The organism is Psychrobacillus sp. AK 1817 (assembly GCF_008807035.1).
Classification (GTDB): domain Bacteria; phylum Bacillota; class Bacilli; order Bacillales_A; family Planococcaceae; genus Psychrobacillus; species Psychrobacillus faecigallinarum.
In genome coordinates this window covers 561922-587462 of record NZ_CP031739.1, presented here as the reverse complement: position 1 = coordinate 587462, position 25541 = coordinate 561922, and the positions used below count along the sequence as shown (strand labels likewise).

Genomic DNA, 25541 nt, shown 5'->3' with positions numbered 1-25541 from the left:
CTTTAGTAAAAAAGGAAATCAAAATAAAATGAGCTTAGGAAAAATACCTAAGCTCATTTTTTGTGTCTTAAATCAACCTTTAACATAGCCAAATCTTAAAGCTTAAATTCATTGACTACTTTTCGTAGTTCGTCCGCTTGATGAGACAATTCAACAGCAGATGCATTGATTTCTTGCATCGCTGCGCTGCCTTGCTCAGCAGCTGCAGCAGAGCTTTCTGTGTTGGACGCAGTATTCTCAGCAATATGAGTAACCTCTATAAAGGAGGCAGCTACTTCCTGGCTAAATTCAAGTGTTTGTCCGATTTGATTTACCATTTTATCAATAATACTGATTGTTTCCTCTGTATTTTTCATTATTTGTTCCAGGGAAGCATTTGTCTCATTGGCAACTTCTACACCTTTGATAACGCTCTCTACCCCTTCATGATTTTGCTTAACGATAGAAGTGACCTCAGATTGAATAGAAGTTACAATTCCTGTCACTTCTTTTGCAGCATTTTGAGATTGTTCGGCAAGTTTTCTTACCTCATCGGCGACTACTGCGAAGCCTCGTCCGTGCTCACCCGCACGAGCAGCCTCAATTGCTGCATTCAATGCAAGCAGATTAGTTTGCTCGGCTATAGCGGTAATCGTTTTAATAATAGAAGTGATTTCATATGACTTTACCCCTAGAGCTTGTACTGTTTGAGATGTGTTAGCCATCGTTTCTTCGATATCTAGCATGACATTAGACGAGTGCTGTACTGATTTTACACCTAATCTAGCAGCAGAGGTCATATTATCTGTTGCTGATTTTACAGCTTGAGCGTCATCGTTCAAATATCTAGTTGCTTCCTCTAGTGAATTCATTTTTTGAATAGCCAGTGTCATACTTTTCAAGGTCTGTTCACTTCCGGATGCAATTTCGTTTGTAGAGTCGGCTATGGATTGAATCGTGATTGATGTATCATCAGAAGAAGCCATGAGCTGCTGTCCACTTGCTGATACGTTTTCAGTTAACAAACTAACTCGTTTAACCAAATCTGCAATAGATGCTATTAAAACATTTGTATTAGAAGCAATCTCAGCGAATTCATCCTTTGTTCTAACTTTTACTCTTCTTGTCAGATCGCCACCTGCTTGAGCAATATCTAAAATAGAACGGTTAATAGAATAAGTGCTACGTTTAATCGAATTAAATAACAAAATTCCAAATATTAAAGTTAACAATACAGAGAAAATTGTTAATCCTATAAACAAGTACAAGGAGTTTTGATTCTTTTCTTCAAGTAGTGTAATTTGATTAGCATTCTTTTTGGCTAACACTTCATTCATTGCTTCTATTTGGACATCAACATGACTCATAGCTGTACGTCCATTTCCTGCATTAACTAGCTTTTGCGCAGCTTCGAAGCCATTTTTATCTCTCAAGCTAAGGGCACGTTCCGAGTATTGAAGATATGTATTAAAATGCTCATTAATTGTTGTCACTTTTTTTAGTTCTTCTGGTCTGTTCTTATAGATCGCCTCTAATTCTTTAAAACGAGTAATGATTGCATCTTTATAACTTCTATAACTTGTCATATAATTTGATTTACCTGTTATGATATAACTTTGCTCCGCGTTTGAAAGTTTCGCTATATCTGCTGACAATTGGTTGACCATAAGCTGCTCTTTAATATCCACGTTCATAAAAGTTTCTAATTCCTTCTGAGACGACTGCATGTTGCCTGAAGTAAGAAGAAGCATGGAAAATAGAATAATAATTAGGACGGAAAAAATAATTAGTACTCTTCCACGGATTGAATTTAACAGATTTGTCTTTTGAAAGCTCTTTCTCTTGTTTGTATCTTTTGTAAAACGGGAAAGTGAAAAAACAAATGGTTTTTTCTGTTTCTTTGGTTTTGGTAATTTAGGTGATTTAGGAGCTTTCTTCTTTTTAATAAAAGAGGTCAAACGAACCAATCCTTTCTATAGGTTTTATCTTCATAATTTTTAGTTTAATTGTTTTAGTTGGAATTATCTACAAATTTTTTTATTATAGTGCTACTTCATGACTAAAGGAGGAAGAAAAGTATGCATCAATCGTTTTACTTATTTGCTTTAAAGTTCCGGGGAGGACAAAAGAACGATGCTAAAGCCCAGTTTGCGGAACATATGTTTTTACAGCATGATTTTCCTAAGGCAGAAACGTCTTTTCAGGAAATATCTGAATACATCGAAGAACTGGCTCATCCTGAAATGACGGCAATCGTTTTTGATGAAATATGGGGGTTATACGAAGATCACATTAGATAGGCTTCAGCATTGCATTTCCTAGTAAAAAAAGGTATTATTAACTCGATAAGTTTAGAAATGAGGTTATTATAATGAGTATTCATATTAACGCAAAAAAAGGTGAAATTGCAGACACAATTTTATTACCAGGGGATCCACTTCGTGCAAAGTATATCGCAGAAACATTCTTAGAGGATGTTGTGCAGTATAATGAAGTACGTAATATGTTTGGCTACACAGGTACATATAAGGGAAAAAGAGTTTCTGTACAAGGTACGGGGATGGGTGTTCCATCAATCTCTATTTATGCAACTGAGTTAATGAATGATTATGATGTACAAAAGTTAATTCGTGTTGGAACTTGTGGAGCAATTCAAAAAGATGTAAAAGTTCGAGATGTTATTTTAGCTCAGGCAGCATCTTCTGATTCTTCTATGAACAAAGTACTTTTAGATGATATTAGTTTCGCTCCTACAGCAGATTTTGACCTATTATATAATGCATATAACGCTGGTAAAGAAGCTGGGTTAAATCTTCGTGTAGGTAATGTCTTCACAGCAGACTTATTCTACAATGAAAATGCACAAAATGAAAAATGGGCAAGCTACGGTGTTCTTGCAGTAGAAATGGAATCAGCAGCACTTTACACTTTAGCTGCTAAATTTGGACGTCAAGCTTTGTCTGTATTAACAGTGAGTGACCATATCATTACAGGTGAAGTTACTTCATCAGAGGAAAGACAAACAACATTTAATGATATGATTATTGTAGCTTTAGAGGCAGCGCTTAAATAAAATCTTTAAACATAGACTGTCATTCTTGGCAGTCTATTTTTAAAAGATGAACTGTGTGAAAAGGGTGAAGATTTTGGACGAACAAGAGCAACGAAACAATGAGGAACAAGAACAAATTTCAACTGATGCTTCTAAGTATATAAAAATGAAGCCTTTTGTGTTATGGATAATGATTTTTACCCTCGTTATAGTATCATCTGGAATTACAACCCTTTTTCTTTTGAATAACAAGGATGAGGGAAGTAAAGTCAATACAGAAAATTCACAGACAGAATATGTGGGTGAAAGAGCTGAATTTACGAAATTATATTTGGCCTATGATAAATTAGTAAAAGAATATTATAAAGAAATTGATCAGGATGATGTTATTAACGGAGCAATCAATGGAATGATAGATGCTCTAGAAGATCCTTATTCAGAATATATGAATCAAGATGAAGCTTCGATGTTTGACGATAGTATACACTCAAGCTTTCAGGGAATTGGTGCAGAGATTCAAGAGCAAGATGGCACTATTACAGTTGTTTCTCCTATAAAAAATTCACCTGCTGAAAAAGCTGGGTTACTACCAAATGACAAAGTATTAAAGGTCGACGGTAAGGATATTCAAGGCTACAGTGTTTCCGAAGCAGTATTATTAATACGTGGTAAAAAGGGGACAGAGGTTACTCTTTCTATCCAACGTGGAGATAGTGCATTGATGGAAATGAAGATAGTTCGCGATGATATTCCTATAGAAACAGTTTACGCTGAAATGCTAAATGACAATGTTGCCCATATTATTATTTCTAGTTTTTCAGATGATACGTATGATGAACTTGTTACAGCAATAGAAGAAATGGAAAAAGAAGGTATGGAGGCACTTGTATTGGATGTGAGACAAAATCCAGGTGGCTTGCTCGAATCAGCGGTGGACATTTCTAACCTCTTCATCGAAGAAGGTAAAAATATTGTTCAAATTGAAACTAAAACAGATAAAAATAAACTTGTAAAAGAACCAATCGCTGCTTCTCCAGGGCTTCGTGTAAATATTCCTGTAACAATTTTAATTGATGAGGGTAGTGCTTCGGCTTCAGAAATACTAGCTGGAGCGCTAAGTGAATCTTCAAATGTACCTATAGTGGGTGTAAACTCATTTGGTAAGGGTACTGTTCAATCTGTGAATAACCTACCTGATGGATCCAATATTAAAATTACAACTGCTAAATGGCTAACACCTGAAGGTAACTGGATTCATGATAAAGGTATCGCACCAGATTATGAAGTAGCTTATCCATCCTATGCTATGCTTTCTCCTTTAAATAGTGCTGAGGTCTTAAAGTCAGGGATGACTTCAGAAGCAGTTCAAAATGCCAAGGAAATGCTGAAGGCTGTAGGCTACGAGGTTGGGAAAATAGACAGTAGCTTCAATGATCAAATGGTTTCGGCGGTTAAAAAATTCCAATCAGATAATAAGCTTGAAACTACTGGTGAAATTACTGGTGAAACAGCATATCTATTAATGGATAAACTTCGCGAGAAGCTTTTAAACGAAGATCCACAATTGTCAAAAGCTGAAGAAGTAGCGAAAGATTTGATCAAAAAGTAAATTATTATCTTTACCAACTATAATATTTAATTTAGTGAGGAAAAGAGCTGACCTATTATGGTCAGCTTTTTCTTCTAATATATAGAAAGAGGTGTATGAGCAAGTGAAGGATGTATATTTATTGAGTGGTTTTTTAGGAAGTGGCAAAACCTCTCTTCTATCTAATCTTATTGCTCAATTTAAGGCAGAAGGGATTAAACCTGCAGTTATTATGAATGAGCTCGGCAAATTAGCATTTGACAGCAGGGCAGTAGACGAAGATATACCTCTTAAGGAAATGTTAGAGGGATGTATTTGCTGTACCGGTTCTGAAAAAATGGAAGCACAGCTCCAAACCTTGTTGGCAGGAGAAGATTTTGACGTGTTACTAATAGAGACTACTGGAGCTGCACATCCAGTAGAAGCTTTAGATGCTGTTTTTTCACCTTTGTTTGCAAATGAATTAAACATTAAAGGTATTATCACGGTAGCAGATTGCAAAAGATGGCTAGAACGTGAGAAGCTTAGTCCTCAGACGCGCATGTTATTCCTTGAGCAAATTAGACACGCTCATTTAATAGTAGCAAACAAAGTGGACCTGTTAACTGAGGAAGAGGTATTTAATGTCTCTATGCAGCTACAAGCTATTAATAGTAGTGCGCCCATTATTCAGACATCTAATAGCAAAATCTCTATAAATGCTATTCAAAATCTTGAAGCTACATTTCATCAAAAAGAAGTTCAAGAAGTATCAATAGGTAAGCAACTATTCTTATCATCTAGATTACACACATTCAAGGAACCTATTAATCAGGAAACCTTTGAGGAATGGATAAGAAATCTCCCAGATACAGTTTATCGAATGAAAGGATACGTGCCGCTTGAGGGACATAAGAATCCTTTTCTCTTTCAATATGCTTACGGAATGATTCAATGGCTGCCAGAATACATGAAAATGGTTCCTCAGATTGTAATTATCGGTGAGCAAATAGATAAATTACAGATAGTTGGAGACACGGGGAATGATTGAGGCATTTAAAATGATATATAAGAATCGTATTTCTTTAGTAAGAGATATAACTGAAGAAGACGTGCGAAGTATTATAAAGTCAGAACTATTAGATGAATACACTCATCCACGTGCAAAGCTTTCTATAGAAAGGAAGCTATCGATGGCATTGGCACGTGTGAATAATAGTAATCTATCACAAATACAAAAAGAGATGATATTATCTGTGATAAATGAGGAATATGTGAAACTGTCAATAGGTTTGAAAAACTAATATTTTAATTGTTTGGATAGTGTTTCCATTTCATTGAAAGAGAATCCTTTATTACTTCGGTATTTTTATATAGAGTTGGTCAAATTGGAATATATTATAAAATTTTTTCTACTGATTTTGTGTTTAAAATGAGAGAGCACAAAAGAAGGAGGAAATGAAAATGAACAAAAAGCAAATCATGGCGGGTGTCCTAGCAGGAGGATTATTATTTACTGTTACTACAGCATCTGCAGAAACAAATGCTAGCAATTCAAAAACTACTTCTGAGGCAAAAACATCCATCCAATGGAAGTCTCTAAAGATAAACTCTAAAGAATTGGCTTGGAGTGACAAAGCAAGTGATAAATTACTTCAAGAGGTTAATATAAATAAAGATTTAATCGTTGCTAACCTAGCAAAAATCTTCAAAGCAGAAGCTGAGAAGAAACATGAAGCAACACAACAGGTAGAGAAAGATTCAAAAGAAACAACAAAAGAAGTTACTCAACCTAAAGATGTGAAAAAAGAAGAAGTAGCAACACCAAAAGCTGAAGCAAAAGAAGAAGTAGCAGCACCAAAAGCTGAAGCAAAAGAAGAAGTAGCAGCACCAAAGGCTGAAGCAAAAGAAGAAGTAGCAGCACCAAAGGCTGAAGCAAAAGAAGAAGTAGCAGCACCAAAGGCTGAAGCAAAAGAAGAAGTAACAGCACCAAAAGCTGAAGCGAAAGAAGAGGCAGCAACAACTCCTCAACCTACTCAGCAAGCTCAAGCTACTGAAAAAACTGAAACTAATACTAATTCAGAAAAAGCTCAGGTTTCTTCTGTTATTCAACAAGTGGTTGACTTAACAAATGCAGAGCGTGCAAAAGAAGGTCTAGCACCACTACAAATCGATTCTGCTTTAACTAAATCAGCGCAGCTTAAATCACAGGATATGAAAGATAATAATTATTTTTCACATACAAGTCCTACGTATGGTTCTCCTTTTGATCAAATGAAATCATTAGGAATTAACTACAAATCAGCAGCTGAGAATATCGCAATGGGTCAAAGAAGTGCAGAAGAAGTAGTCCAAGGATGGATGAATTCTGCTGGACACAGAGCTAATATTATGAACGGAAGCTACACTCATATCGGAGTAGGTTTGTCAGATAGCGGATATTACTGGACACAACAATTTATTAGTAAATAATATTAAAAGGTGTAAGTGATTGATTTCACTTACACCTTTTTTAATGATAAACAGCTCTATATATGCTTAACTGACTATCGAAAATTTTTTCTGTAAATATACAAGTCGAGTTCCTAACGTAATTGCTCCTATTGTTAAACCAACAATTAATCCAATCCAATAACCAAATGGTCCGTAGGAGGTGTAGGTTCCTAGTAAGTAGCCAGTTGGCAGCCCGATAACCCAATAAGATATAATTGCCATTATAAAAGTGATTGTCACATCTTTATATCCTCTCAATGCACCTTGAACCGGTGCTTGTATGGCATCAGACAATTGGAAGAGTGCTGCAAAAAAGAAAAATTGAACGGCCAAATTAATTACTTCAGAATCATTTGTATAAATACCTGCTATTGCTTCTCTGAAAATGATTAAAATAGAAACCGAGACGAAACTGAATACTACTGCCGTACATACTCCAAGCCAGCTGTATACCTTGGCATCTTGATATTTTTTTGCTCCTACCTCGTGTCCAACTAATATAGTTACCCCCATTGCAATACTCAAAGGAATCATATATAACAACGAAGTAAAATTCATCGCTACTTGGTGAGCTGAAATTACTGCAGTAGAATACACACTCATCATAATAGTAACCGCAGAAAAAATAGTAGTCTCAGCAAAAAGGGATAGCCCAATAGGCAAACCTATTTTTGTTAACACTTTGGATTTTGAAAGAGAAGGCATAGTCCAGCCCTGAAATATATGTAAGTCTGCAAATGGTTTATTGTTTTTTACAATCAAAATAGTAATAAATAAAATAAGCCAATAGGTTAATGAAGAAGCTAATCCCGCCCCCACGCCACCTAAGGCTGGTAAACCGAATTTTCCGTATATCAGTACGTAATTTAACGCTATATTAATAGGTGCGGAAAGAAGTGTGACAAACATCGATACACGAGTTTTTCCTAAAGCATCAATAAAAGAACGTAGTACACTATAAAGAAATAAAGGAATCAGACCTATACACATCATCAATAAATATTTTCTCGCCACTTCGCGTACATTAGCTTCAAGGGGAATAATATTCAAAATGGGATCAATGAGTACTATAATACCTATGAATATAAAAAAGGCTAGTAGAATTGCAATATAGAAACCCTGCTGGACAAAGGATCTTACATCTTCATGCTTTTTTGCACCGATTAATTGTGCTACAATTGGCGTGATGCCTAGTAGGATTCCGGTTAATCCAGTATATACTGGCACCCATAAAGACGAACCTATAGAAACGCCTGCTAAATGTTCGATACTATATTTACTTGTCATTAAAATATCAAAAAAAGTCATTAAATAGAGTGCGACCTGTGTGATTAAGATAGGAAGCACTATTTTAATCATATACTTAGTCTTTTCTTTTAAGGTTTTCGTTTCTTGCATTTTGGCATACATCCTTTAGATAAATAGTTAGGAGATTAAAATGAATAATAACACAATAGTGCTGACTGGTGGGGGAACTGCTGGTCACGTATCTTTAAATGAAGCGATTATTCCCGAATTGTTAAAAAAGGGCTACGAGGTCCATTATATCGGATCATCCGATGGTATTGAAAAAACTATCATTGAAAAAGGCTTTCCTACCTTACCATATTACTCCATTTCAAATGGAAAGCTTCGGAGATATTTTTCTGTAAAAAATTTTTCAGATCCCTTCAAAGTTTTGTATGGAACTATGCAAGCTCTTAGAATTTTAAGAAAGGTAAAACCTTCTATTGTATTTTCTAAGGGGGGTTTTGTTTCTGTACCAGTCGTGGTTGCAGCTAAACTTTCGAATATACCTGTAGTTATACACGAATCCGATATTACTCCAGGTCTAGCAAATAAAATTGCTACCCCTTTTGCAGAACATATTTTTTCTGTATTCGAAGAAACCTTAAAGTATCTTCCTAAGGATAAATCCTCTTCTATCGGTGCAATAATACGCCCTGATTTATTTCAAGGAGACGAAAAAATTGCCAGAGAGCTAACAGGCTTTAGTCCTCTTAAAGAAACGATTATTATTATGGGAGGGAGCCAAGGTTCAAAAAATATTAATACTGCAATCAAGGACAATATTGAATCTTTAACAAAAAGATTTCAAATTATTCATCTTTGCGGTAAAGGAAACTTAGATCCTACTTTAAAGAATAACCCTAATTATGTAGCTTTTGAATATGTAACAAACGAATTGCCCCATTTACTGAAAATCACTAACTATGTTATTAGTAGAGCGGGCTCTAACTCCATTTTTGAATTTTTAGAGCTAAAAAAACCTATGTTGTTAATTCCTCTTTCTAAGAACGCAAGTAGAGGGGATCAAGTTTTAAATGCAAATTTCTTTGAGAAGCAAGGATACGCTATCGTACTAGAAGAGGAGAATCTAACATCCGAGACTTTTATGAGCTCAATTTCTGCTCTTGCTTTGAACAAAGAGAAAATAATAGATGCTCAGTGCATGGCTAATTCTTCAAAGACGCCAGAGCAGTTTACAGAGTTATTACTAACCTACAAAAACTAATGAAACTCCCGTCAAAATATTTGACGGGAGTTTTTTGGTTACATCGCTTGTTCTTCTTCTCTGTTTTGATGTAGCTTTTTCATGTGGAAGAGGTCCTTTGGTATATAGTACAAATCGAATTGGTCAGTACCTTGATTGATCTCATCATAAATCACTGTATGGGATTCATTTGCTTTTAGAGCGTATCCCAGTTTTTCCGTTGCGCGAATGCTCTTAACATTATTTTTTCTTATGCGTAAAAATACGGTGTGAATATCTAGGTCAAAGAACAATTCTTCTAAAAACTGTTCTTTAGCTTTTTTATTGTAGCCTTGACCTTGAAATTGTGATCCAATCCAAGTGCCTAAGAAGCCTGTCCCGTGTTTAATATCAAAAAGGTTTATTGTGCCAATAGGTTGCCCATAGTCACTCATAATTGTGCGAGAAATTGCTGTTCCAGCAAGCTCTTCCTCCATTAATTGTTTTGTTAGGAACCAGTATTCGTCTGCAGAATAAGCTTTATGACGAACAAATGGCATAATAGTAGGGTCAGACATGAGTTCAAATAGAATAGTACACTCATATAAATCTCTTTTTTTCAACACAAAAAAACGCCTCCTCCAGAACTAACAATGAACATAGTCATTCTAGTTCCCCTGAAATTTTTCATTTCGAATTGCATAAAAAATTTCGGGGTAGGAATCGAACCTACTAGAACCAGTTTAATTACTGGTGGCGCACCATTTGCCTTCCCTCGGCAAAGTAATCTTTGCCTTATAAAATTATTTGCATAGAATAATATACTTGATGTTTGTCGTTTTGCATAGTGTTAAATTTTACATTTTTAAAAAATAATAATGTTACACACTTGTATGTTTCACAATAAATACATATGATTAAATTATATGTATTTAGGAAAATGTTTTTCGCTTGAAAATTCTTAGTCTCCTTGTTATTACTAAATAGCAGTTTTTACTATTATATAATCTCACAACTGCTTTGTCATATATCTTTTCTCTCAAATTAAGGCACTGATTAATGAGTACTATGTTAAAAAAATTAGAATGTATCGAAAGCAAGTATGTCATAGAACTGCTATACAGTTAACGCTTCTATAGAACAAATATTGTATATTAATATAACATCAATAAAAACAATCATATACCACAAATGCCGTTCATTATGAGCGGTATTTTTTTAAAGGGAAGTGTAAAAATGAAACAACATATTTTATTGATAGAGGACGAGAAAAATATCTCGAAGTTTGTGGAACTTGAACTTAAACATGAAAATTTTGATGTCACCGTTTCCTATGATGGTAGAGAGGGATTTGAACTGGCTTTAAATAACACATATGACCTGTTGTTAGTAGATGTCATGCTACCAAATTTAAACGGTCTAGAAATATGTCGTAGAGTCCGAAAAATAAAGGATGTTCCCATTATTTTAATCACTGCCAGAGATGCTGTGATTGACCGTGTATCTGGTTTAGAAGCAGGAGCAGATGATTACGTCGTAAAGCCCTTTGCAATAGAAGAGTTACTTGCAAGAATACGTGCCGTTTTAAGAAGAGCAATACCATTATCAACAAGCGTGCATAATATTTTAGGTATAAAAGGTTTGGAGATTGATCAACAGGCTTATAAGGTATCTTTCCATAAGAAGGAGATAAACCTTACTAAAACCGAATATGATCTTTTAGTATGCTTTATGCAAAACTGCGACATCGTATTAACTCGAGATCATATTTTAGAAAAGGTATGGGGCTTTGAAACGGAAGTGGAGACAAATGTAGTGGATGTTTATATTAGACATCTACGAAAAAAGTTGCCCGAAGAAATTGCTTCTCTAATAGAAACAGTTCGAGGAGTAGGATATGTGATGCGCTCATGATTAAGTGGACATTGCAAAAGAAATGGACATATTCCGCAGCATTATCCATCTTTCTAAGCTTTTTAATGATGTGTATTATATTATACTTCTCCATCTTTAGCTGGATGCTAATGTCCGAAAAAAAAGTTGCTCAAAACACACTTAATGAAGTGGTTAGCTTCTTCGAGTCGCAAGGGCCAGTTATAAGTGTACAGGACATTCAAAGAAATCGTACTCTTATTAATCAGCTTGTTAACCAAGAGCAATCGGTAAGAATTTTAAATGAAGATGGGATTGAATTACTTCGTATTAATGATGCCAGCCCCTTTAAAGAATTTTCAGCTTCTACAATCGAAGAATTCAAGAAAGACGAAGTAAAGGGCCAGCCTATTTACCTAAAGTCCGCACAATTAGATTTTGGTTTATTTAAGGGTTATATAGAAATTTCTCATAGCCTAGCTAATTTTAAAGAGCTCATGCAATACATCAAATTGGCCATGATAATTTTTGCGCTCATCGCTCTTATTCTGTCCGCGTTTATTGGCTATTCTTTGTCCGCATTTTTACTTAAACCTATCAAAGAGCTACGCGATGAAATGCAGCTTGCCAAGGATACTAGGTTTTCTAAAGAAGTAAATTTTGAGAAAATCTCTAATGATGAAATTGGAGAACTGATGAAGATCTATAAAGAGCTAATGAATGAGGTGAATGAAACTATCTCTAGACAAGATGAATTCATCCATAATGTATCTCATGAGCTAAGGACTCCTATACAAGTAGTGGAAGGGCATCTTGCTCTACTTAATAGATGGGGGAAGGAAGAGCGAGAGGTCCTAGATGAATCACTGGACATTTCTCTTTTAGAAGTACAAAAAATGAAAACACTAATAGAAGAAATGCTAAAACTTGCAAAAAACGAAAGAACTATTCAAGAAGCTAGGACAAGTGTTTTTCTAGTGGTTAAAGAACTTGAACAAAAATTTCAGGTTTTATCTCCAGAAGCATCAATAGTTTATCAAGGTAGTGAAAGTATAGTAGTAAATATGCCTAATACAACCTTAGAGCAGATTCTAAGGAACTTAATTGAAAATGCGATAAAATACAATGAAAAAAAGCCTTCCATTATTATTGAAGCTAAGGAAGAGTCTGACCAGACTGTAATTATTGTTTCAGATAACGGAGTTGGTATAACAGAAGAGTCACTTCCTAGAATTTTTGATCGTTTTTATACAGCCGACGAGGCAAGAACAAAAACGAAAGGTGGATCTGGATTAGGCCTTAGCATCGTACAAAGATTGGTTGGTGCATATAAAGGTAATATCCAGGTTCAAAGTAACAGTAACGGTTCAAATTTCTTGCTATTTTTCCCTAAATTTACAAGTGAATAATCATTCATTTTTAAAGTATAAAAAAATTATGGAAATAGTAATTTAATTTGCCAAAAAGGATTGTATTTTTTTGAGAGAGTAGTAAGATGGATATGGAAAAATTGTTCTTATAGTTGAACTCTTTCAGTCTAACTAAAAGAGTGGTAAACTGTAAATGTGAAGATTTAATGAATAAATAAGTATATCTTTCGTATTCAGGCTTTTGCATTTATTTTTAATGTACTATTCATTAATGCCAGAATTGGCACAATATGTTGGAGGTTTTTTTAAATGTCGAACAAGCAAACACCTTGGTCCATTTTTTCGGGGCCCAATCTTGGTTATGTGATGGAGCAATATGATCTATACCTTCAATCACCTGAAGAAGTAGATCAAGAATTAGTTAGTTTATTTGAAGAGTATGGTGCACCTGTTTTGACAGGAAATTCTACTGCAACAGGAACAAACTCCCCAGCAGTAGAGTCAAACAATTTTGAAAAAGTAGTTCGTGCAATCGAATTGGCTGATGCAATTCGTGCACACGGGCATTTGACTGCAGATATCTATCCTTTAAATGACAGAGAAAAAAATGATTCTCGGATCAATTTTAAGACGTATGGTCTTACTCCTGCCGATTTAAAAGATGTTCCTGTAGGCTTTTTACTACAAGATGCACCGAGTACGGTTAACAATGGTTTAGAGGCTATAGAGTATTTAAAGTCAGTTTATACGAATAAAATTGCTTTTGAGATTTCTCACATTGTTGATGTAGAAGAGCGTAAATGGTTACAGAGCAAGATTGAAAAAGGTGTTGTATTAGAGGGTTTATCTACTGAGCAAAAGAAAGAATTATTGAAACGTTTAACACAAATAGAAGGATTTGAGAAATTTATCCATCGTACGTTTGTAGGTGCGAAACGATTTTCAATTGAAGGATTAGATACTTTAGTAGTGCTAATCGATGAATTGGTAAGACAATCTAACGTTACAAAAACAAAACAAGTTAACATCGGGATGGCCCACCGTGGACGTTTAAATGTGTTGACACATGTTCTGAAGAAACCGTACGAAATGATGTTCGCTGAATTTGCACATGTCCCTTCAGAATCCTTCCTACCAAAAGACGGTTCTTTAGAGTTGTCAGAGGGGTGGTATGGCGATGTTAAGTACCATAAGGGGGCTGCTTATCATTCTCCGTCTGGGTTAACTTTAAAATTGGCATACAATCCTTCTCACTTAGAGGTAGTAAGTCCAGTAGTTACTGGGCAAACTCGTGCAGCTCAGGAAGCTACTGATCAGTCAGGAATGCCGGTTCAGGATAAGAATGCTGCGTATGCTATTTTAGTTCACGGAGATGCTGCTTTCCCAGGGCAAGGGATTGTAACGGAAGTATTAAACTATAGTAGAGTAAGAGGCTTCCAAACAGGTGGGTCTATTCATATCATTGCTAATAATATGATTGGATTTACAACTGAACATTATGATTCACGTTCAACTTTCTATTCTTCTGATCCAGCTAAAGGATATGAGGTTCCAGTCATTCATGTAAATGCGGACGATCCAGAGGCAGTTATCGGTGTTGCGAAGCTAGCGCATGAATACCGCAATAAATTTGGTAAAGATATTGTTATTGATTTACTTGGATACCGTAGATACGGTCATAATGAAATGGATGAGCCATTAGTGACTAATCCTCAGATGTACCATATTATTCACAAGCACCCTACTGTGCGTAAAATTTATGGACAAAAATTAGTGGATGAAAAGGTAATCCAAGATAATGAGGTTACCAAGCTTGACGAAACTATTTTCAGTGGAATGCAGGAAGCATACGATCGCGTGAAAGAGCTTCCACAAACTACGGCACATGAAATTATTATTCCAGAAGTAGTTCTAGAAGGTATGCCTGAGCTTCCAACTGGAGTTGAGGAAAGCAGACTGAAGAAAATCAATGAAGAACTTTTAACATGGCCATCTGATTTTACAGCGTTTAAAAAATTGGAGAAAATTTTGAAACGCCGTGAAGAACCATTTAAAGGAAAAGGGAAAATTGATTGGGGTCATGCAGAGACACTTGCTTTAGCAACCATTATTCAAGATGGAAACTCTATTCGCTTAACAGGACAAGATGCTCAGCGTGGAACTTTCTCTCATAGACACTTAGTATTGCATGACGAAAAAACTGGTGCGGAGTTGACTCCTATCCATAGTATAAGCGATGCAAAAGCGTCCTTCACTGTGCATAATAGTCCTTTAACAGAAGCTGCTGTACTAGGCTTTGAGTTTGGTTATAACCTAGAAGATAATAACTCATTAACTATTTGGGAAGCACAATATGGTGACTTTGCGAATATGGCACAAGTGATGTTTGATAACTTTATCAGCTCTGCTCGATCTAAATGGGGACTAAAATCAGGGCTTGTAATGCTGTTACCACATGGTGCTGAGGGTCAAGGGTCAGAGCATTCAAGTGCACGTTTAGAGCGTTATCTACAGCTTGCTGCTGAAAACAACTGGACAGTTGCCAACCTTTCTAGCGCGGCAAATTATTTCCATATTCTTCGCAGACAAGCTAAAATGTTAAAAGAAGATGCAATTCGACCATTAGTAATCGTTTCACCGAAATCATTACTTCGTCACCCATTAGTAGGTGCGGATGTGGCAGAATTGACTGAAGGTAAGTTTGAAACAATTATTGAACAACCAGGTTTAGGTCAACAAACTGACAAGGTCGAAAAAATTGTATTTGCTAGTGGTAAATTAGCAATTGACTTAGCAGACAAAGTCAAAGATGGAGATGGCCATGAGTTTATGCATATTGTTCGTGTAGAACAACTATATCCATTCCCAGAAGAAAAAATTCAAGCAATTGTAGATCGATATCCGAACCTGAAACAGCTTGTATGGGCTCAAGAAGAAACAGAGAACATGGGTTCATGGAATTTTGCACTTCCATATTTACTGGATATTGCTAAAGGAAAAGATATTAAATATGTAGGGCGTGTTCATCGTTCTAGCCCTGCAGAAGGTGATATCGACACTTATAAAGTGGAACAAGCAAGAATTATTGAAGAAGCATTAAAAAGTTTGTAAGAAAAGCATTAGAGGAGGAAAATCAAGTGGCAGAAATTATTGTTCCGGAACTAGCAGAATCGATTACAGAGGGTACCATTGCACAATGGTTAAAACAACCAGGTGATACAGTTGAAAAAGGCGAATTTATCGTTGAATTAGAAACAGATAAAGTTAACGTAGAGGTTATTTCTGAAGAAGCTGGAGTAGTAAGTGAGCTATTATTTGCAGAAGGTGATACTGTTCAAGTTGGAGAAGTTATTGCTATTGTAGGTGCTGGTTCAGGTGCACCAGCAGCTAAGACAGAAGCAAAGGAACAACCAAAAGAAGAAGCGAAAGCTCCTGAAGTTAATGGTAACAAAGCACAAGAAGTAGCAAAAGCAAATGAAGAGGCTTCTAATGAACAAGATCGTACCATTGCAAGTCCTGCTGCTCGCAAACTAGCTCGTGAAAAAGGCATTAACTTAAGTGAAATTTCACCTGTAGATCCTATGGGTCGCGTTCGAGTTCAAGATGTATCTGCGCATGGTTCTAAACCTGCACCATCAAAAGCAGAGCCTGCTAAAACAACAACACCAGCTAAAGAGGATGATGGCCGTACTACTCGTGAGAAGATGTCACGCCGTCGTCAAACTATTGCTTCTCGTCTATTAGAAGTAAGACAAAGTACAGCAATGCTAACAACTTTTAACGAAATTGACATGACTAATGTTATGGCATTACGTTCTCGTAAAAAAGACAAATTCTTTGAGGACAATGATGTTCGTCTTGGATTTATGTCTTTCTTCACTAAAGCAGTTGTTGCTGCATTAAAAAAATACCCATATGTGAATTCTCAAATTGACGGGGATTACATTGTTAAAAACAATTTCTACGATATTGGTATAGCTGTTTCTACAGAAGGTGGATTAGTAGTACCGATTGTACGTGATGCTGACCGCAAAAACTTTGCAGAAATTGAAGGAGACATTGCGGGCCTTGCTAAAAAAGCGCGTGACAACAAATTAGCTCTTTCAGACATGGCTGGTGGATCATTTACTATCACAAACGGTGGAGTATTCGGTTCCCTACTGTCTACACCAATTTTAAATGGTACACAAGTTGGTATTCTTGGAATGCATACAATTCAAAAGCGTCCAATTGCTGTTGGAAATGAAATTGAAATTCGTCCAATGATGTATGTAGCACTTTCTTATGATCACCGTGTAATCGATGGAAAAGATTCTGTTGGATTCCTAAAAACAGTTAAAGAACTTCTTGAAAACCCTGAAGATTTAATGCTAAATTCTTAATCATTTAGAGCAGACATTTAATTTGTCTGCTCTTTTTTTAGTGAAGAAAACATATACTGTTTTCATAGTATATGTCCAGCTTTGCGTAACTAGTTAAATTAGTATCGTGATTGAATTTTACTTCATTCAATCGTATACTATATTTAAAGGAAGTGGTTAAATGATACATACAAATTGGGCAGTGAAGCCAACTATTAAGACAGTAACATGTATCCATACAGACGCTAAAAAATTCTTAGTTAGCAATGTACTGACAGTTGGAAACACATATGAAGTTAAAAATGAAACAGAAGAATTTTTATTTGTCATAGACAATACAGGTAAGGTCGGCGGCTATTATAAGGAATATTTTCAATAAAAAACTGATGATTCTTCATCAGTTTTTTTTTGAAAACAAGATAGTTTTCGCGTTTTGAGCATGTAGGCAGTCATAGGCGCTTGAACTTTTCTTATTAAGGAGGAACAACATGATTGATTTAATAGAGAGAGAAAGACAAATAAGGACTAAAAGGTTGCACAGTGAGAAAGATATAGATTTGATTGGCTCTGGAGGATATGTTTCACCAATCGACTTTTTGTATGAGGATGTATTGATTGCGGTTTCCTTAAAAAAGCCTGTTTTATTAAAAGGTCCAACAGGAGCAGGGAAGACAAAGCTTGCTGAAACAGTGTCTCACTTCTTTTCTCAGCCTGTACAGAGCATTAACTGTTCGGTAGATTTGGACGCAGAATCCTTACTAGGTTTTAAAACTATTGTCATTAAAGAAGGAACTAATGTTATTGAGTTTGTAGATGGTCCTGTAGTGGAGGCGATGAAAAAAGGGCATATCCTATATATTGATGAAATAAATATGGCAAAGTCCGAAACCTTACCGATTTTACATAGCGTGTTAGATTATCGCCGTATGCTTACAAATCCCTTTACTGGTGAGGTCATCAAGGCTCACCCAGATTTTTCTGTTATAGCTGCCATTAATGAAGGGTATATCGGAACAACTCCTATGAATGAAGCATTGAAAAATCGTTTTGTCTCATTTACTATTCCATATATTTCTGGAGATTTACTTGCGAATCTATTTCATAATTTATTTCCTGATGCACAAGAAGAGCTTCACACTCTAATGCTTAATCTTGCATCAGATTTAATGGAACAAGTGAAGCAAGGTCTATTAGCTGAAGACGCTGCCTCTATTCGAAGCCTCCAATATGCAATGGAGCTAGCACACTACATGGAACCATTGAGAGCTATAAACTATGCGATTGCTGAAAAGTTAGAGGATGAACAAGAGAAGAGACTTGTTTTAGAGCTTGCTTCCTCTTGGATTAAGTGAGGTGATGTAATTGTCTTCTGTAAATCGCTTTATCCAATTCAATAACGAAACGATTGATGCAAGGCAACTGATGCATTACGAAACAATTGCTAAGGCTATGACGAAAAATATGGATATTACAATTAATGAAAGAAAGCTAATTGAGTTTCAACCTGAGGAACAGACTGTTTCTATAAGTGTATTTTGGAGACATCGTAGTGAAGAGGTTATGCATAAAGGTAGACTATCTGATATTTATTTATTAACAGAAGGATTTTGGAAGCATTTTAGTGTTCTAGCATGGTCACATTACCTTGATGAAAGGAATAGTATCCTACCAAAGTTCATGGATCAGATCATCTTTTGTCTGGAAGAGTTTCGATTGATGGAAAGTATTCAAAAAAAACGGATTGGTATGAGGAAAACTTGTGATATTAGAATAGAAACATATTTAGCCTTTCATAAGCAGCAGTTAATAGTAAATTTGCAAAAAGGATTTCTAGCAGATGCTTACCTCAGTTATATGTATATCTGTTTGTATGAGGGAACCATTTATGCTACTGGTCCAGATTCCTTTATCGAAACAAACCGAATTATTCAAAAGGTATATGACAATAAATCTACTCAGGATTCGATTGATCTTGCGTTCCAAATTATAAATATTTTATCAGAGTTTATTTTTGACGATACCCTTCTCCAGTTTTATGCCATCCTATCGCCTTCTAATATAGCAAATATAGATTTTCATTACCATCAAGGGTTGAAGGATTCTGAGATGGGGGAGGAAGCAAAAAAAGATACGATTGAAGAAGTATTTAGATCGTGGCATAGGGAAAATGAGCAGGAGGATGGAGTCCATCTTCAATATGAATTGGAGCATGGCCGGGATGGAAAGGCCGAGCAAAACGTAAATGCAGAACAAGGACAGGAAAATGATGAGATTACCGAAACGGGACGGGGAAACTCCACTGGAAATAACAGTGAAGTTCAGGACGTCAAGTATGAAGAAGAAAAAAGTGGTTATAGCAAAAAAGCGGGCAAGAATTTTGGAAACGAGCATACTAATGTGGTTTATGAAGAAAAAAGGATAGAAATTGTTCCTAACCTCATTCAAAAAACACAACTACAAGCTATTCGACAGGACCAGGCTCCCTTTGTAAAAGCATTTGTACAAGAAATGAAAAAACGAATGGAGCAAAAGAAGATAGACCGACGAACAAACCTCTCTAAAGGCAGGCTTTCCACACAAATGACATCCATTTGGACTGAAGAAAGACCAAAACCGTTTTATAAAAAAAATGCTCCAAGTACTCAGTTAAATGCTGTATTTGGTTTACTTGTGGATGGTTCAGCTTCTATGCAGGATAAAATGGAGGAAACCCAAAAAGCCGTTTTATTATTTCATGATGTTCTAAGAGAGTTGAAGATTGTACATGAAATCGTTCTTCATTATGAAGATGCCTTCGAAGCATCTGAAACTAAGCAACCAAACACCTTTGAATGGGTTCATCGTTTAGAGGATGGTCAAAAAGATAGTGGTTTAAGTATTTTGTCTATGGAAGCACATGAGGATAATCGTGATGGATTTGCTATCCGCTGGATTGGTAAACGACTAGAGGCACGACCAGAAAATCATAAATTCTTACTTGTTTTCTCTGACGGAGAGCCTTCTGCGTTTGGTTATGCACAAAACGGCATTATGGACACTGCAGAGGCTGTATTGGAGGTTGAACGAAAAAAGATATCCATTCTTCATCTTTTCCTAAATGATGAGGAAGCCACTGAAGAACAGATAGAGCTTTTTCATCTGATATTTGGTAAGAAAACTGCTACTGCTGCATCTTTGGAAAAGTTCTCAGATGAAACTTTACGGTTGCTACGGAAAATGCTTCATCATATCGTTAAAAGCTGATTAGTGAAAACAAAACTATAGCGTTGTGTTTTTTTGGTGTGGCTTTGAGGAGAAATTGGAGAGAGGCTTTATTGTAAATTGTGTAATTGAATAGGAACTACTAGGTTTTTCTATAAGCATATAATATAAAAAGGCATCGCCAATAAAAGCTATGCCTTTTTATATTATGGTTGTACGGATCTGTTTTTAGATTGGTCAGCGATGAGAAGTAGACGTTGTTTCAGTTCTTCTTCCATACGGCTAATTTCTATTTCTGCTGCTTTACGTTTTACTCTTCCATCGGCTTGGATACGCATTGTTTCCTCGATTGTTTGAAGAAGATTTTCCTGTGTTTTCTTCAATGTATCGATTTCTACTATGCCACGTTCATTTTCTTTAGCAGTTTCAATACTATTTACTTTTAACATTTCTGAGTTTTTCAAGAGCAGATCATTTGTTGTTTTCGTTACCTGTCTTTGGGCCGCCACTGCTTTTTGCTGACGATTTAATGTAAGAGCGATAGCAATTTGGTTCTTCCACAATGGAATAGATGTCATAATTGACGATTGAATTTTTTCAGCTAACGTTTGGTTGGTTTGCTGAATCATTCGGATTTGCGGAGCGCTTTGGATGGTAATTTGACGTGAAAGTTGCAAATCATATACTCTTTTTTCTAAGCGGTCTACAAACTGTGCCATGTCATTAACTTCTTGATATGCCATTTGATCGTTAGACATTTCCGCTTTTCTTCTTAATTCTGGTATTGTTACATTTACAATTTCATCTCTTTTAAGCTCAGCTGCAGCAATATACACATTTAAAGCCTGGAAATATGTTTTGTTTTGATCGTAAAGTTTATCTAGCATTTGAACATCTTCCACAAGTCCACGTTTGGAATGCTCTAATTGAATGCCTATTCTGTCAATCTGAGTGCTTAGCTTTTGGTATTTAGTCATCATTTCTTGTACAGAACGGTTAACTCGATTAAAGAGTTTTCGGATACCTGATTTCTTTTCTGTGGAAAGCTCCTCGGGATTCAGCTCAGATAACTTTTTCATTAAATCGCCTAAAATATCACCAACTGGCCCAATATCTTTTTTCTGAACATGATCTAACATTTGGTGGGAAAAGCGAGTAAGCTCTGTTTGAGCATTGGCACCATATGTTAGTATCGCCTCATAGTTTCCAGCTGGTATTTGATCAGCTAATTGTTGAGCTTTCTGTTTTTCTTCTTCCGATAAACGATCTATTAATTTCGTTGGTAATGCATCTTTTGTTTGTTCGGAAACTGCTTGAGGCTTAGCTTCATTTAGAGCAAATGGGTTATTTAGTAGTTCGTCCATTAAAAAATCATCTGTTTTATTCGAGGTATTTTCGCTCATCTTTTGTCTCTCCTTTTAAATATAAAGGTTTAGCTTTTTTAGATACTGATAATTTAGCAAAGTCTAATTCCATTCTCAAATGCTCCATGTCGCTTGCTAGAACATTTTTTAAGTCATCTTCCATTACAGTGTTGATGGATTCTAAAGTCTCTCGTGTATCTTCTAAAGCTAGCTTCATTTCTCTGTTTTTAGAAGGTTGAGAAACTAAGAAAGTATACTTAGAAGTAAGTTCTACAGCTGAATCTAGATGAGCGTAGAAGAAGTTTTCTGCTTGATAAAATTTTTTAGGGTTTGCTTTAACCAATGCAATAATTCGTTTGGCTAATCTATTTAGTTCAAAAAGCTGTTTAAAGGAACTTATAGATCGCACTTTCAAATAATGACTATTAAGAGTACGGACCTTTGCATTAGCTTCCTTGATTTGATTTCGAATGTGGAAATATTCAGATGCTGTTAAATCATATTTCTTCATAATGGATTTTTGTTGTATTTTTTTAATCGTAAAGTTAGAGGCTGCATAAACGATAACAGCTAGTCCGGAACTCCCTAAAAATCCAAAATCGAGAGGAAAAAAGAATGTAAACCATGATGCAATCATGATTGGAATATTTATAAAATGACGAATGACGGTTTGAACTGCTTCAGTCATAGTCAAGACCTCCTTATATATACACTACATTATACGAATGAGAGAAAAGAAGGTTTCATTTTGCAAAAATAAACAATATGGGAAGAGCCTTTATAAGCTTACCCAATTTCTCCATTTTGTTTGTAGTTGTTAATTATAACTTAACCCAAAGAGAGAAGATTTTCAATTTAAACAGTTCAAGTAAGTCGTAACAGTAGACAAAATAATTTAGAGCAGTAAAATATGAATTATTATAAAGTATTAGAGGCGATATATTATGTATGAGGTAATTTATATGAAAGCAGATTATGAACCATGGTGGGCTTTTGAAGGATGGGAAGATCATATTTTAGAAAGAGTTTCGTTTGAAAAGGAAGAAGATGCACGATTGTATCTTGATAACAGGCTAACAGAATTTCGTAGAAAATTTCCAAAAGAAGAATCTAGAGAGGATAAATTCTGGGCTTTTTGGTCTGTTAAGGAGCAATGCTATTGTGAGTCCTGTGAGGATGATTTACAAATATTTCATGGTATCATCTGGAAAACTATCGAATAAACGATTTAGAATAATGTAAAAATTTGTTGACTATATTTATCCAAATGCTATAATTTAGATAACAATTAAAATGATAAACCGTATTAGCAATTCACATATCCCATGTAGTGATCGATGATGTGATGTCGGTACTTCATGGAATATGTGAATTTTTAGATTTACATATTGTTAATTTTATTTTTGGAGGTAATAACATGAAACAAGGTACTGTAAAATGGTTTAACGCAGAAAAAGGATTTGGATTCATCGAAGTTGAAGGAGAAAATGACGTATTCGTACACTTCTCTGCTATTCAAGGTGAAGGCTTCAAATCACTTGAAGAGGGACAAAGTGTAGAATTTGAAGTAGTAGAAGGAAATCGTGGACCTCAAGCTGCAAATGTTACAAAACTATAAGTTAGAAAGCCCATCATTTAGATGGGCTATTTTTTTTGTCTCAAAATAAAAAATGTTTATGAAAACACTATCCGCATAGTGTTTAACTTTAAAACTATATGGGTAAACAAGACGAGTGTTCAAATTATCATTAAAATATCTAGGGGGAAACAACTTGGAAAAGCTATTTTTAGATGAAAGAATTAAAGAGTACTTTAAAGAGAACAAGGATCGTGTTCAAGAAAATCTTCTTTCTGAAGCTGTAAATGTCCGTGACAAGATTAATGACATTTTAAGAGTTGGAGATATTGATTTAATTAATAATGCACATAGTCTTATTAAGAATATTATCGAAGGTAATGATGAGGAGTTAGACTTATTTGCTAAACAAGAAGGAATCGCCTGGGCAACTCATTCCTTAACTTTAGCCTTCAAACTTGAATGGGTGCAGGCTATCCGTAGAACAGTCTGGGCCTTTATAAAAGAAATGAATGATCTTGAAGATTATTGGAATATGGAAGATTTCTTTGAAATAGAAAAACTGCTAAATAATCGAATAGATAATTTCTTAAACGCATTTTTCATAAATTATTCTACTTATAAAGATGCATTGATACTCTCTCAAAGAAAGGTTGTCGAAAATCTTTCAGTACCAATTATACCAATTACACCTTCTATCTGCATTTTACCTTTAATTGGTTCAGTTGATACATATCGAACAGCAATTTTAGAAGAGAAAGTATTGACAGAGATAGGAAGACTACGAATACAAACTTTAATCATAGATTTATCTGGAATTGCTGAAATGGAAAATGACGTAATAGAGCATCTTATGAAAACTTTATATGGAACTGCCATGATGGGGTGTCAAACAATAATTACCGGCTTAAGACCAGAGGTTGTTCGTCAAATGATCCGATTAGGAATGATGTTTGACAAAGATACAAAAACCTATGGCACATTACAACAAGCTTTAAATGAGTATTTAAATATAGGTGAAATAACATTAAAATAAGTTTATCTCATAAACAGAACATGCATGGAACAGGGATATTTAATGGCTTATCATTCACCCTATACTTTGTTACAGGTGCCTGGCACCTGTAACAAAGTACCCAGGCTGTAGTGGAAATCAATTATTTCATTTAAGTAGTACTATATATGTTTCATTTACCAAAATATTTGGTATAGTGATAAAAAGAAGGGGGAGTTTTGTATGGACTTAGAGTTAAAAAAGGAATTGCCTTCCTATGATGAACAACAAGATTTTTATACGAAATTACGTGCTAAAATAACAGATTACGTAGATTCAAAATCAAATAAGATGGGAAAGTTTACTCCGTATCTTTTGTTTGCTCCTGATTTTTTTCATTTACTTATTAAATCAATGTTGGATGATCGCATTGACTCGAAAAGTAAAACACTTATTGGGAGTGGTATTCTTTACTTTATTACTCCAATCGATATCTTACCAGAGGGCCTAGTGGGACCTGGTGGTTTCATCGATGATATTATAGTTGCAGCATTTATCGTCAATATGCTATTAAATAAATTTTCACCTGAAATTGTAGAAGAGCATTGGGCTGGAGAAGACAAACTTTTAAACACATTGAAAAGGGTATCGGAAACTAGCGATACTGTTTTAGGAAAATTACCGGCTCGTTCATTGCTTGGCCGATTTATCAAAACTTCAAAAAAAGCATGAGACAACAGTCGTCTCATGCTTTTTTTAAAATTGATAATAGTAACTATTTTTGTTTGAGGTGGTAATAGTGAAATATTTTGAAGAAGCAAAAGCTATTTGGAAAAAATATGTTCCGCAGAATGGACAATCGGAAACCGTAGAAGGAGAATTAATTAGAGCTATTGAGAAGTTAAGATATGAGGCACAGAATAATGGCAATGCGAATTGGGATGTTGGATTTGTTCGATTCTGTGATTATATATGGGATTCTCTAAATGATGATGTTGTTTTTAAGCATGATGAGTTAAAAGAAATCAAAAATGATGTAGACGAGTTGCGAAATTCAGTTGTACCTGTTTTTGATGACGAATTTTATGATCGTATTATAGATCGTGTAATCGAGTGGGGTCTGGCACATAATGGACTAATTAAAAGAGAACGAGATCCTCTGCAATATAGATGAGAAAAGGGTATCCGTGAATTATCACGAATACCCTTTTTTAAGATAAGAAAATGTAGATTTTGTCT

General features: G+C 35.3%; 24 protein-coding genes. 19 read left to right on the top strand and 5 right to left on the bottom strand.

The window, feature by feature from the left end; genetic code table 11:
- Positions 1 to 95 precede the first annotated feature (95 nt).
- The gene (locus tag D0S48_RS03000; protein WP_225321675.1) at positions 96 to 1937 is read right to left on the bottom strand and encodes a methyl-accepting chemotaxis protein; all 1842 of its coding nucleotides are present in this window, start codon (positions 1935 to 1937) and stop codon (positions 96 to 98) included.
- Positions 1938 to 2057: 120 nt separating this feature from the next.
- Between D0S48_RS03000 and D0S48_RS02995 the strand changes: the two genes are divergently transcribed.
- From D0S48_RS02995 to D0S48_RS02970, 6 genes are all read left to right on the top strand, one after another.
- Complete coding sequence (locus tag D0S48_RS02995) at positions 2058 to 2279, top strand: YozE family protein (protein WP_144536646.1); 222 nt, start codon at positions 2058 to 2060, stop codon at positions 2277 to 2279.
- A 71-nt stretch (positions 2280 to 2350) separates the two neighbouring features.
- On the top strand, positions 2351 to 3052 hold the full coding sequence (gene deoD / locus D0S48_RS02990) for a purine-nucleoside phosphorylase (RefSeq protein WP_144536644.1): 702 nt from the start codon (positions 2351 to 2353) through the stop codon (positions 3050 to 3052).
- Between the two features lie 73 nt (positions 3053 to 3125).
- On the top strand, positions 3126 to 4640 hold the full coding sequence (locus D0S48_RS02985; protein WP_151110008.1) for a S41 family peptidase: 1515 nt from the start codon (positions 3126 to 3128) through the stop codon (positions 4638 to 4640).
- Positions 4641 to 4743: 103 nt separating this feature from the next.
- Complete coding sequence (locus D0S48_RS02980) at positions 4744 to 5649, top strand: CobW family GTP-binding protein (protein WP_151110006.1); 906 nt, start codon at positions 4744 to 4746, stop codon at positions 5647 to 5649.
- Entirely contained in the window at positions 5642 to 5902 is a 261-nt protein-coding gene (locus D0S48_RS02975) for a hypothetical protein (RefSeq protein WP_151110004.1), read from the top strand. Before D0S48_RS02980 ends, D0S48_RS02975 begins: the two co-directional genes overlap by 8 nt.
- 160 nt (positions 5903 to 6062) lie before the next feature.
- The gene (locus tag D0S48_RS02970; protein WP_225321674.1) at positions 6063 to 7070 is read left to right on the top strand and encodes a CAP domain-containing protein; all 1008 of its coding nucleotides are present in this window, start codon (positions 6063 to 6065) and stop codon (positions 7068 to 7070) included.
- A gap of 66 nt (positions 7071 to 7136) precedes the next feature.
- On the opposite strand, the gene D0S48_RS02965 is transcribed toward D0S48_RS02970, so the two are convergent.
- Positions 7137 to 8489 carry an MATE family efflux transporter gene (locus tag D0S48_RS02965; protein ID WP_151110003.1) on the bottom strand — a complete coding sequence of 451 codons (1353 nt, stop codon included), beginning with the start codon at positions 8487 to 8489 and terminating at the stop codon, positions 7137 to 7139.
- Between the two features lie 40 nt (positions 8490 to 8529).
- On the opposite strand from D0S48_RS02965, the gene D0S48_RS02960 reads away from it, so the two are divergent.
- Entirely contained in the window at positions 8530 to 9606 is a 1077-nt protein-coding gene (locus D0S48_RS02960; RefSeq protein ID WP_151110001.1) for an undecaprenyldiphospho-muramoylpentapeptide beta-N-acetylglucosaminyltransferase, read from the top strand.
- A gap of 38 nt (positions 9607 to 9644) precedes the next feature.
- On the opposite strand, the gene D0S48_RS02955 is transcribed toward D0S48_RS02960, so the two are convergent.
- Entirely contained in the window at positions 9645 to 10190 is a 546-nt protein-coding gene (locus D0S48_RS02955) for a GNAT family N-acetyltransferase (RefSeq protein ID WP_151109999.1), read from the bottom strand.
- A gap of 610 nt (positions 10191 to 10800) precedes the next feature.
- On the opposite strand from D0S48_RS02955, the gene D0S48_RS02950 reads away from it, so the two are divergent.
- The 7 genes from D0S48_RS02950 to D0S48_RS02920 all read left to right on the top strand — a co-directional run bounded on the left by D0S48_RS02950 (position 10801) and on the right by D0S48_RS02920 (position 20410).
- Positions 10801 to 11478: a response regulator transcription factor gene (locus D0S48_RS02950; RefSeq protein WP_151109997.1), complete on the top strand. Its 678-nt coding sequence runs from the start codon at positions 10801 to 10803 to the stop codon at positions 11476 to 11478.
- Positions 11475 to 12845, top strand: a complete 1371-nt coding sequence (locus D0S48_RS02945) for a HAMP domain-containing sensor histidine kinase (protein ID WP_151109995.1) — start codon at positions 11475 to 11477, stop codon at positions 12843 to 12845. The genes D0S48_RS02950 and D0S48_RS02945 overlap by 4 nt, the downstream gene beginning before the upstream one ends.
- Before the next feature lie 270 nt (positions 12846 to 13115).
- Positions 13116 to 15917 (top strand): 2-oxoglutarate dehydrogenase E1 component, encoded by a 2802-nt coding sequence (locus D0S48_RS02940; protein ID WP_151109994.1) that lies wholly within the window; start codon positions 13116 to 13118, stop codon positions 15915 to 15917.
- Positions 15918 to 15943: 26 nt separating this feature from the next.
- Complete coding sequence (gene odhB / locus D0S48_RS02935) at positions 15944 to 17188, top strand: 2-oxoglutarate dehydrogenase complex dihydrolipoyllysine-residue succinyltransferase (protein WP_144536625.1); 1245 nt, start codon at positions 15944 to 15946, stop codon at positions 17186 to 17188.
- A 160-nt stretch (positions 17189 to 17348) separates the two neighbouring features.
- The gene (locus D0S48_RS02930; protein WP_144536623.1) at positions 17349 to 17546 is read left to right on the top strand and encodes a DUF6501 family protein; all 198 of its coding nucleotides are present in this window, start codon (positions 17349 to 17351) and stop codon (positions 17544 to 17546) included.
- 109 nt (positions 17547 to 17655) lie between these two features.
- Positions 17656 to 18519 (top strand): ATP-binding protein, encoded by an 864-nt coding sequence (locus D0S48_RS02925; protein WP_144536621.1) that lies wholly within the window; start codon positions 17656 to 17658, stop codon positions 18517 to 18519.
- 10 nt (positions 18520 to 18529) lie between these two features.
- Positions 18530 to 20410 (top strand): vWA domain-containing protein, encoded by a 1881-nt coding sequence (locus D0S48_RS02920; protein WP_151109992.1) that lies wholly within the window; start codon positions 18530 to 18532, stop codon positions 20408 to 20410.
- Between the two features lie 164 nt (positions 20411 to 20574).
- On the opposite strand, the gene D0S48_RS02915 is transcribed toward D0S48_RS02920, so the two are convergent.
- Entirely contained in the window at positions 20575 to 21771 is a 1197-nt protein-coding gene (locus D0S48_RS02915) for a toxic anion resistance protein (protein ID WP_151109990.1), read from the bottom strand.
- The gene (locus D0S48_RS02910) at positions 21749 to 22420 is read right to left on the bottom strand and encodes a 5-bromo-4-chloroindolyl phosphate hydrolysis family protein (RefSeq protein ID WP_144536615.1); all 672 of its coding nucleotides are present in this window, start codon (positions 22418 to 22420) and stop codon (positions 21749 to 21751) included. Before D0S48_RS02910 ends, D0S48_RS02915 begins: the two co-directional genes overlap by 23 nt.
- 256 nt (positions 22421 to 22676) lie before the next feature.
- On the opposite strand from D0S48_RS02910, the gene D0S48_RS02905 reads away from it, so the two are divergent.
- The 5 genes from D0S48_RS02905 to D0S48_RS02885 all read left to right on the top strand — a co-directional run bounded on the left by D0S48_RS02905 (position 22677) and on the right by D0S48_RS02885 (position 25476).
- Complete coding sequence (locus D0S48_RS02905; RefSeq protein WP_144536613.1) at positions 22677 to 22955, top strand: DUF1033 family protein; 279 nt, start codon at positions 22677 to 22679, stop codon at positions 22953 to 22955.
- Positions 22956 to 23149: 194 nt separating this feature from the next.
- Positions 23150 to 23350 (top strand): cold-shock protein, encoded by a 201-nt coding sequence (locus D0S48_RS02900; protein WP_144536611.1) that lies wholly within the window; start codon positions 23150 to 23152, stop codon positions 23348 to 23350.
- A gap of 154 nt (positions 23351 to 23504) precedes the next feature.
- A complete protein-coding gene (locus tag D0S48_RS02895; RefSeq protein WP_151109988.1) occupies positions 23505 to 24344 on the top strand; it encodes an STAS domain-containing protein in 840 nt (279 codons plus the stop codon).
- A 201-nt stretch (positions 24345 to 24545) separates the two neighbouring features.
- The gene (locus tag D0S48_RS02890; protein WP_151109986.1) at positions 24546 to 25034 is read left to right on the top strand and encodes a YkvA family protein; all 489 of its coding nucleotides are present in this window, start codon (positions 24546 to 24548) and stop codon (positions 25032 to 25034) included.
- A 67-nt stretch (positions 25035 to 25101) separates the two neighbouring features.
- Entirely contained in the window at positions 25102 to 25476 is a 375-nt protein-coding gene (locus tag D0S48_RS02885; protein ID WP_151109984.1) for a hypothetical protein, read from the top strand.
- The last annotated feature ends 65 nt before the right edge of the window (positions 25477 to 25541 follow it).

Excerpts from the sequence above, each read along its gene's own strand:
- D0S48_RS02940 (WP_151109994.1), top strand. The coding sequence starts at position 13,116 with ATGTCGAACAAGCAAACACCTTGGTCCATTTTTTCGGGGCCCAATCTT.
- D0S48_RS02965 (WP_151110003.1), bottom strand. The coding sequence starts at position 8,489 with ATGCAAGAAACGAAAACCTTAAAAGAAAAGACTAAGTATATGATTAAA.
- D0S48_RS02995 (WP_144536646.1), top strand. The coding sequence starts at position 2,058 with ATGCATCAATCGTTTTACTTATTTGCTTTAAAGTTCCGGGGAGGACAA.
- D0S48_RS02970 (WP_225321674.1), top strand. The coding sequence starts at position 6,063 with ATGAACAAAAAGCAAATCATGGCGGGTGTCCTAGCAGGAGGATTATTA.
- D0S48_RS02905 (WP_144536613.1), top strand. The coding sequence starts at position 22,677 with ATGTATGAGGTAATTTATATGAAAGCAGATTATGAACCATGGTGGGCT.
- D0S48_RS02900 (WP_144536611.1), top strand. The coding sequence starts at position 23,150 with ATGAAACAAGGTACTGTAAAATGGTTTAACGCAGAAAAAGGATTTGGA.
- D0S48_RS02915 (WP_151109990.1), bottom strand. The coding sequence starts at position 21,771 with ATGAGCGAAAATACCTCGAATAAAACAGATGATTTTTTAATGGACGAA.
- D0S48_RS02945 (WP_151109995.1), top strand. The coding sequence starts at position 11,475 with ATGATTAAGTGGACATTGCAAAAGAAATGGACATATTCCGCAGCATTA.
- D0S48_RS02910 (WP_144536615.1), bottom strand. The coding sequence starts at position 22,420 with ATGACTGAAGCAGTTCAAACCGTCATTCGTCATTTTATAAATATTCCA.
- D0S48_RS02890 (WP_151109986.1), top strand. The coding sequence starts at position 24,546 with ATGGACTTAGAGTTAAAAAAGGAATTGCCTTCCTATGATGAACAACAA.
- D0S48_RS02975 (WP_151110004.1), top strand. The coding sequence starts at position 5,642 with ATGATTGAGGCATTTAAAATGATATATAAGAATCGTATTTCTTTAGTA.
- D0S48_RS02925 (WP_144536621.1), top strand. The coding sequence starts at position 17,656 with ATGATTGATTTAATAGAGAGAGAAAGACAAATAAGGACTAAAAGGTTG.
- D0S48_RS02950 (WP_151109997.1), top strand. The coding sequence starts at position 10,801 with ATGAAACAACATATTTTATTGATAGAGGACGAGAAAAATATCTCGAAG.
- D0S48_RS02960 (WP_151110001.1), top strand. The coding sequence starts at position 8,530 with ATGAATAATAACACAATAGTGCTGACTGGTGGGGGAACTGCTGGTCAC.
- D0S48_RS02930 (WP_144536623.1), top strand. The coding sequence starts at position 17,349 with ATGATACATACAAATTGGGCAGTGAAGCCAACTATTAAGACAGTAACA.
- deoD (WP_144536644.1), top strand. The coding sequence starts at position 2,351 with ATGAGTATTCATATTAACGCAAAAAAAGGTGAAATTGCAGACACAATT.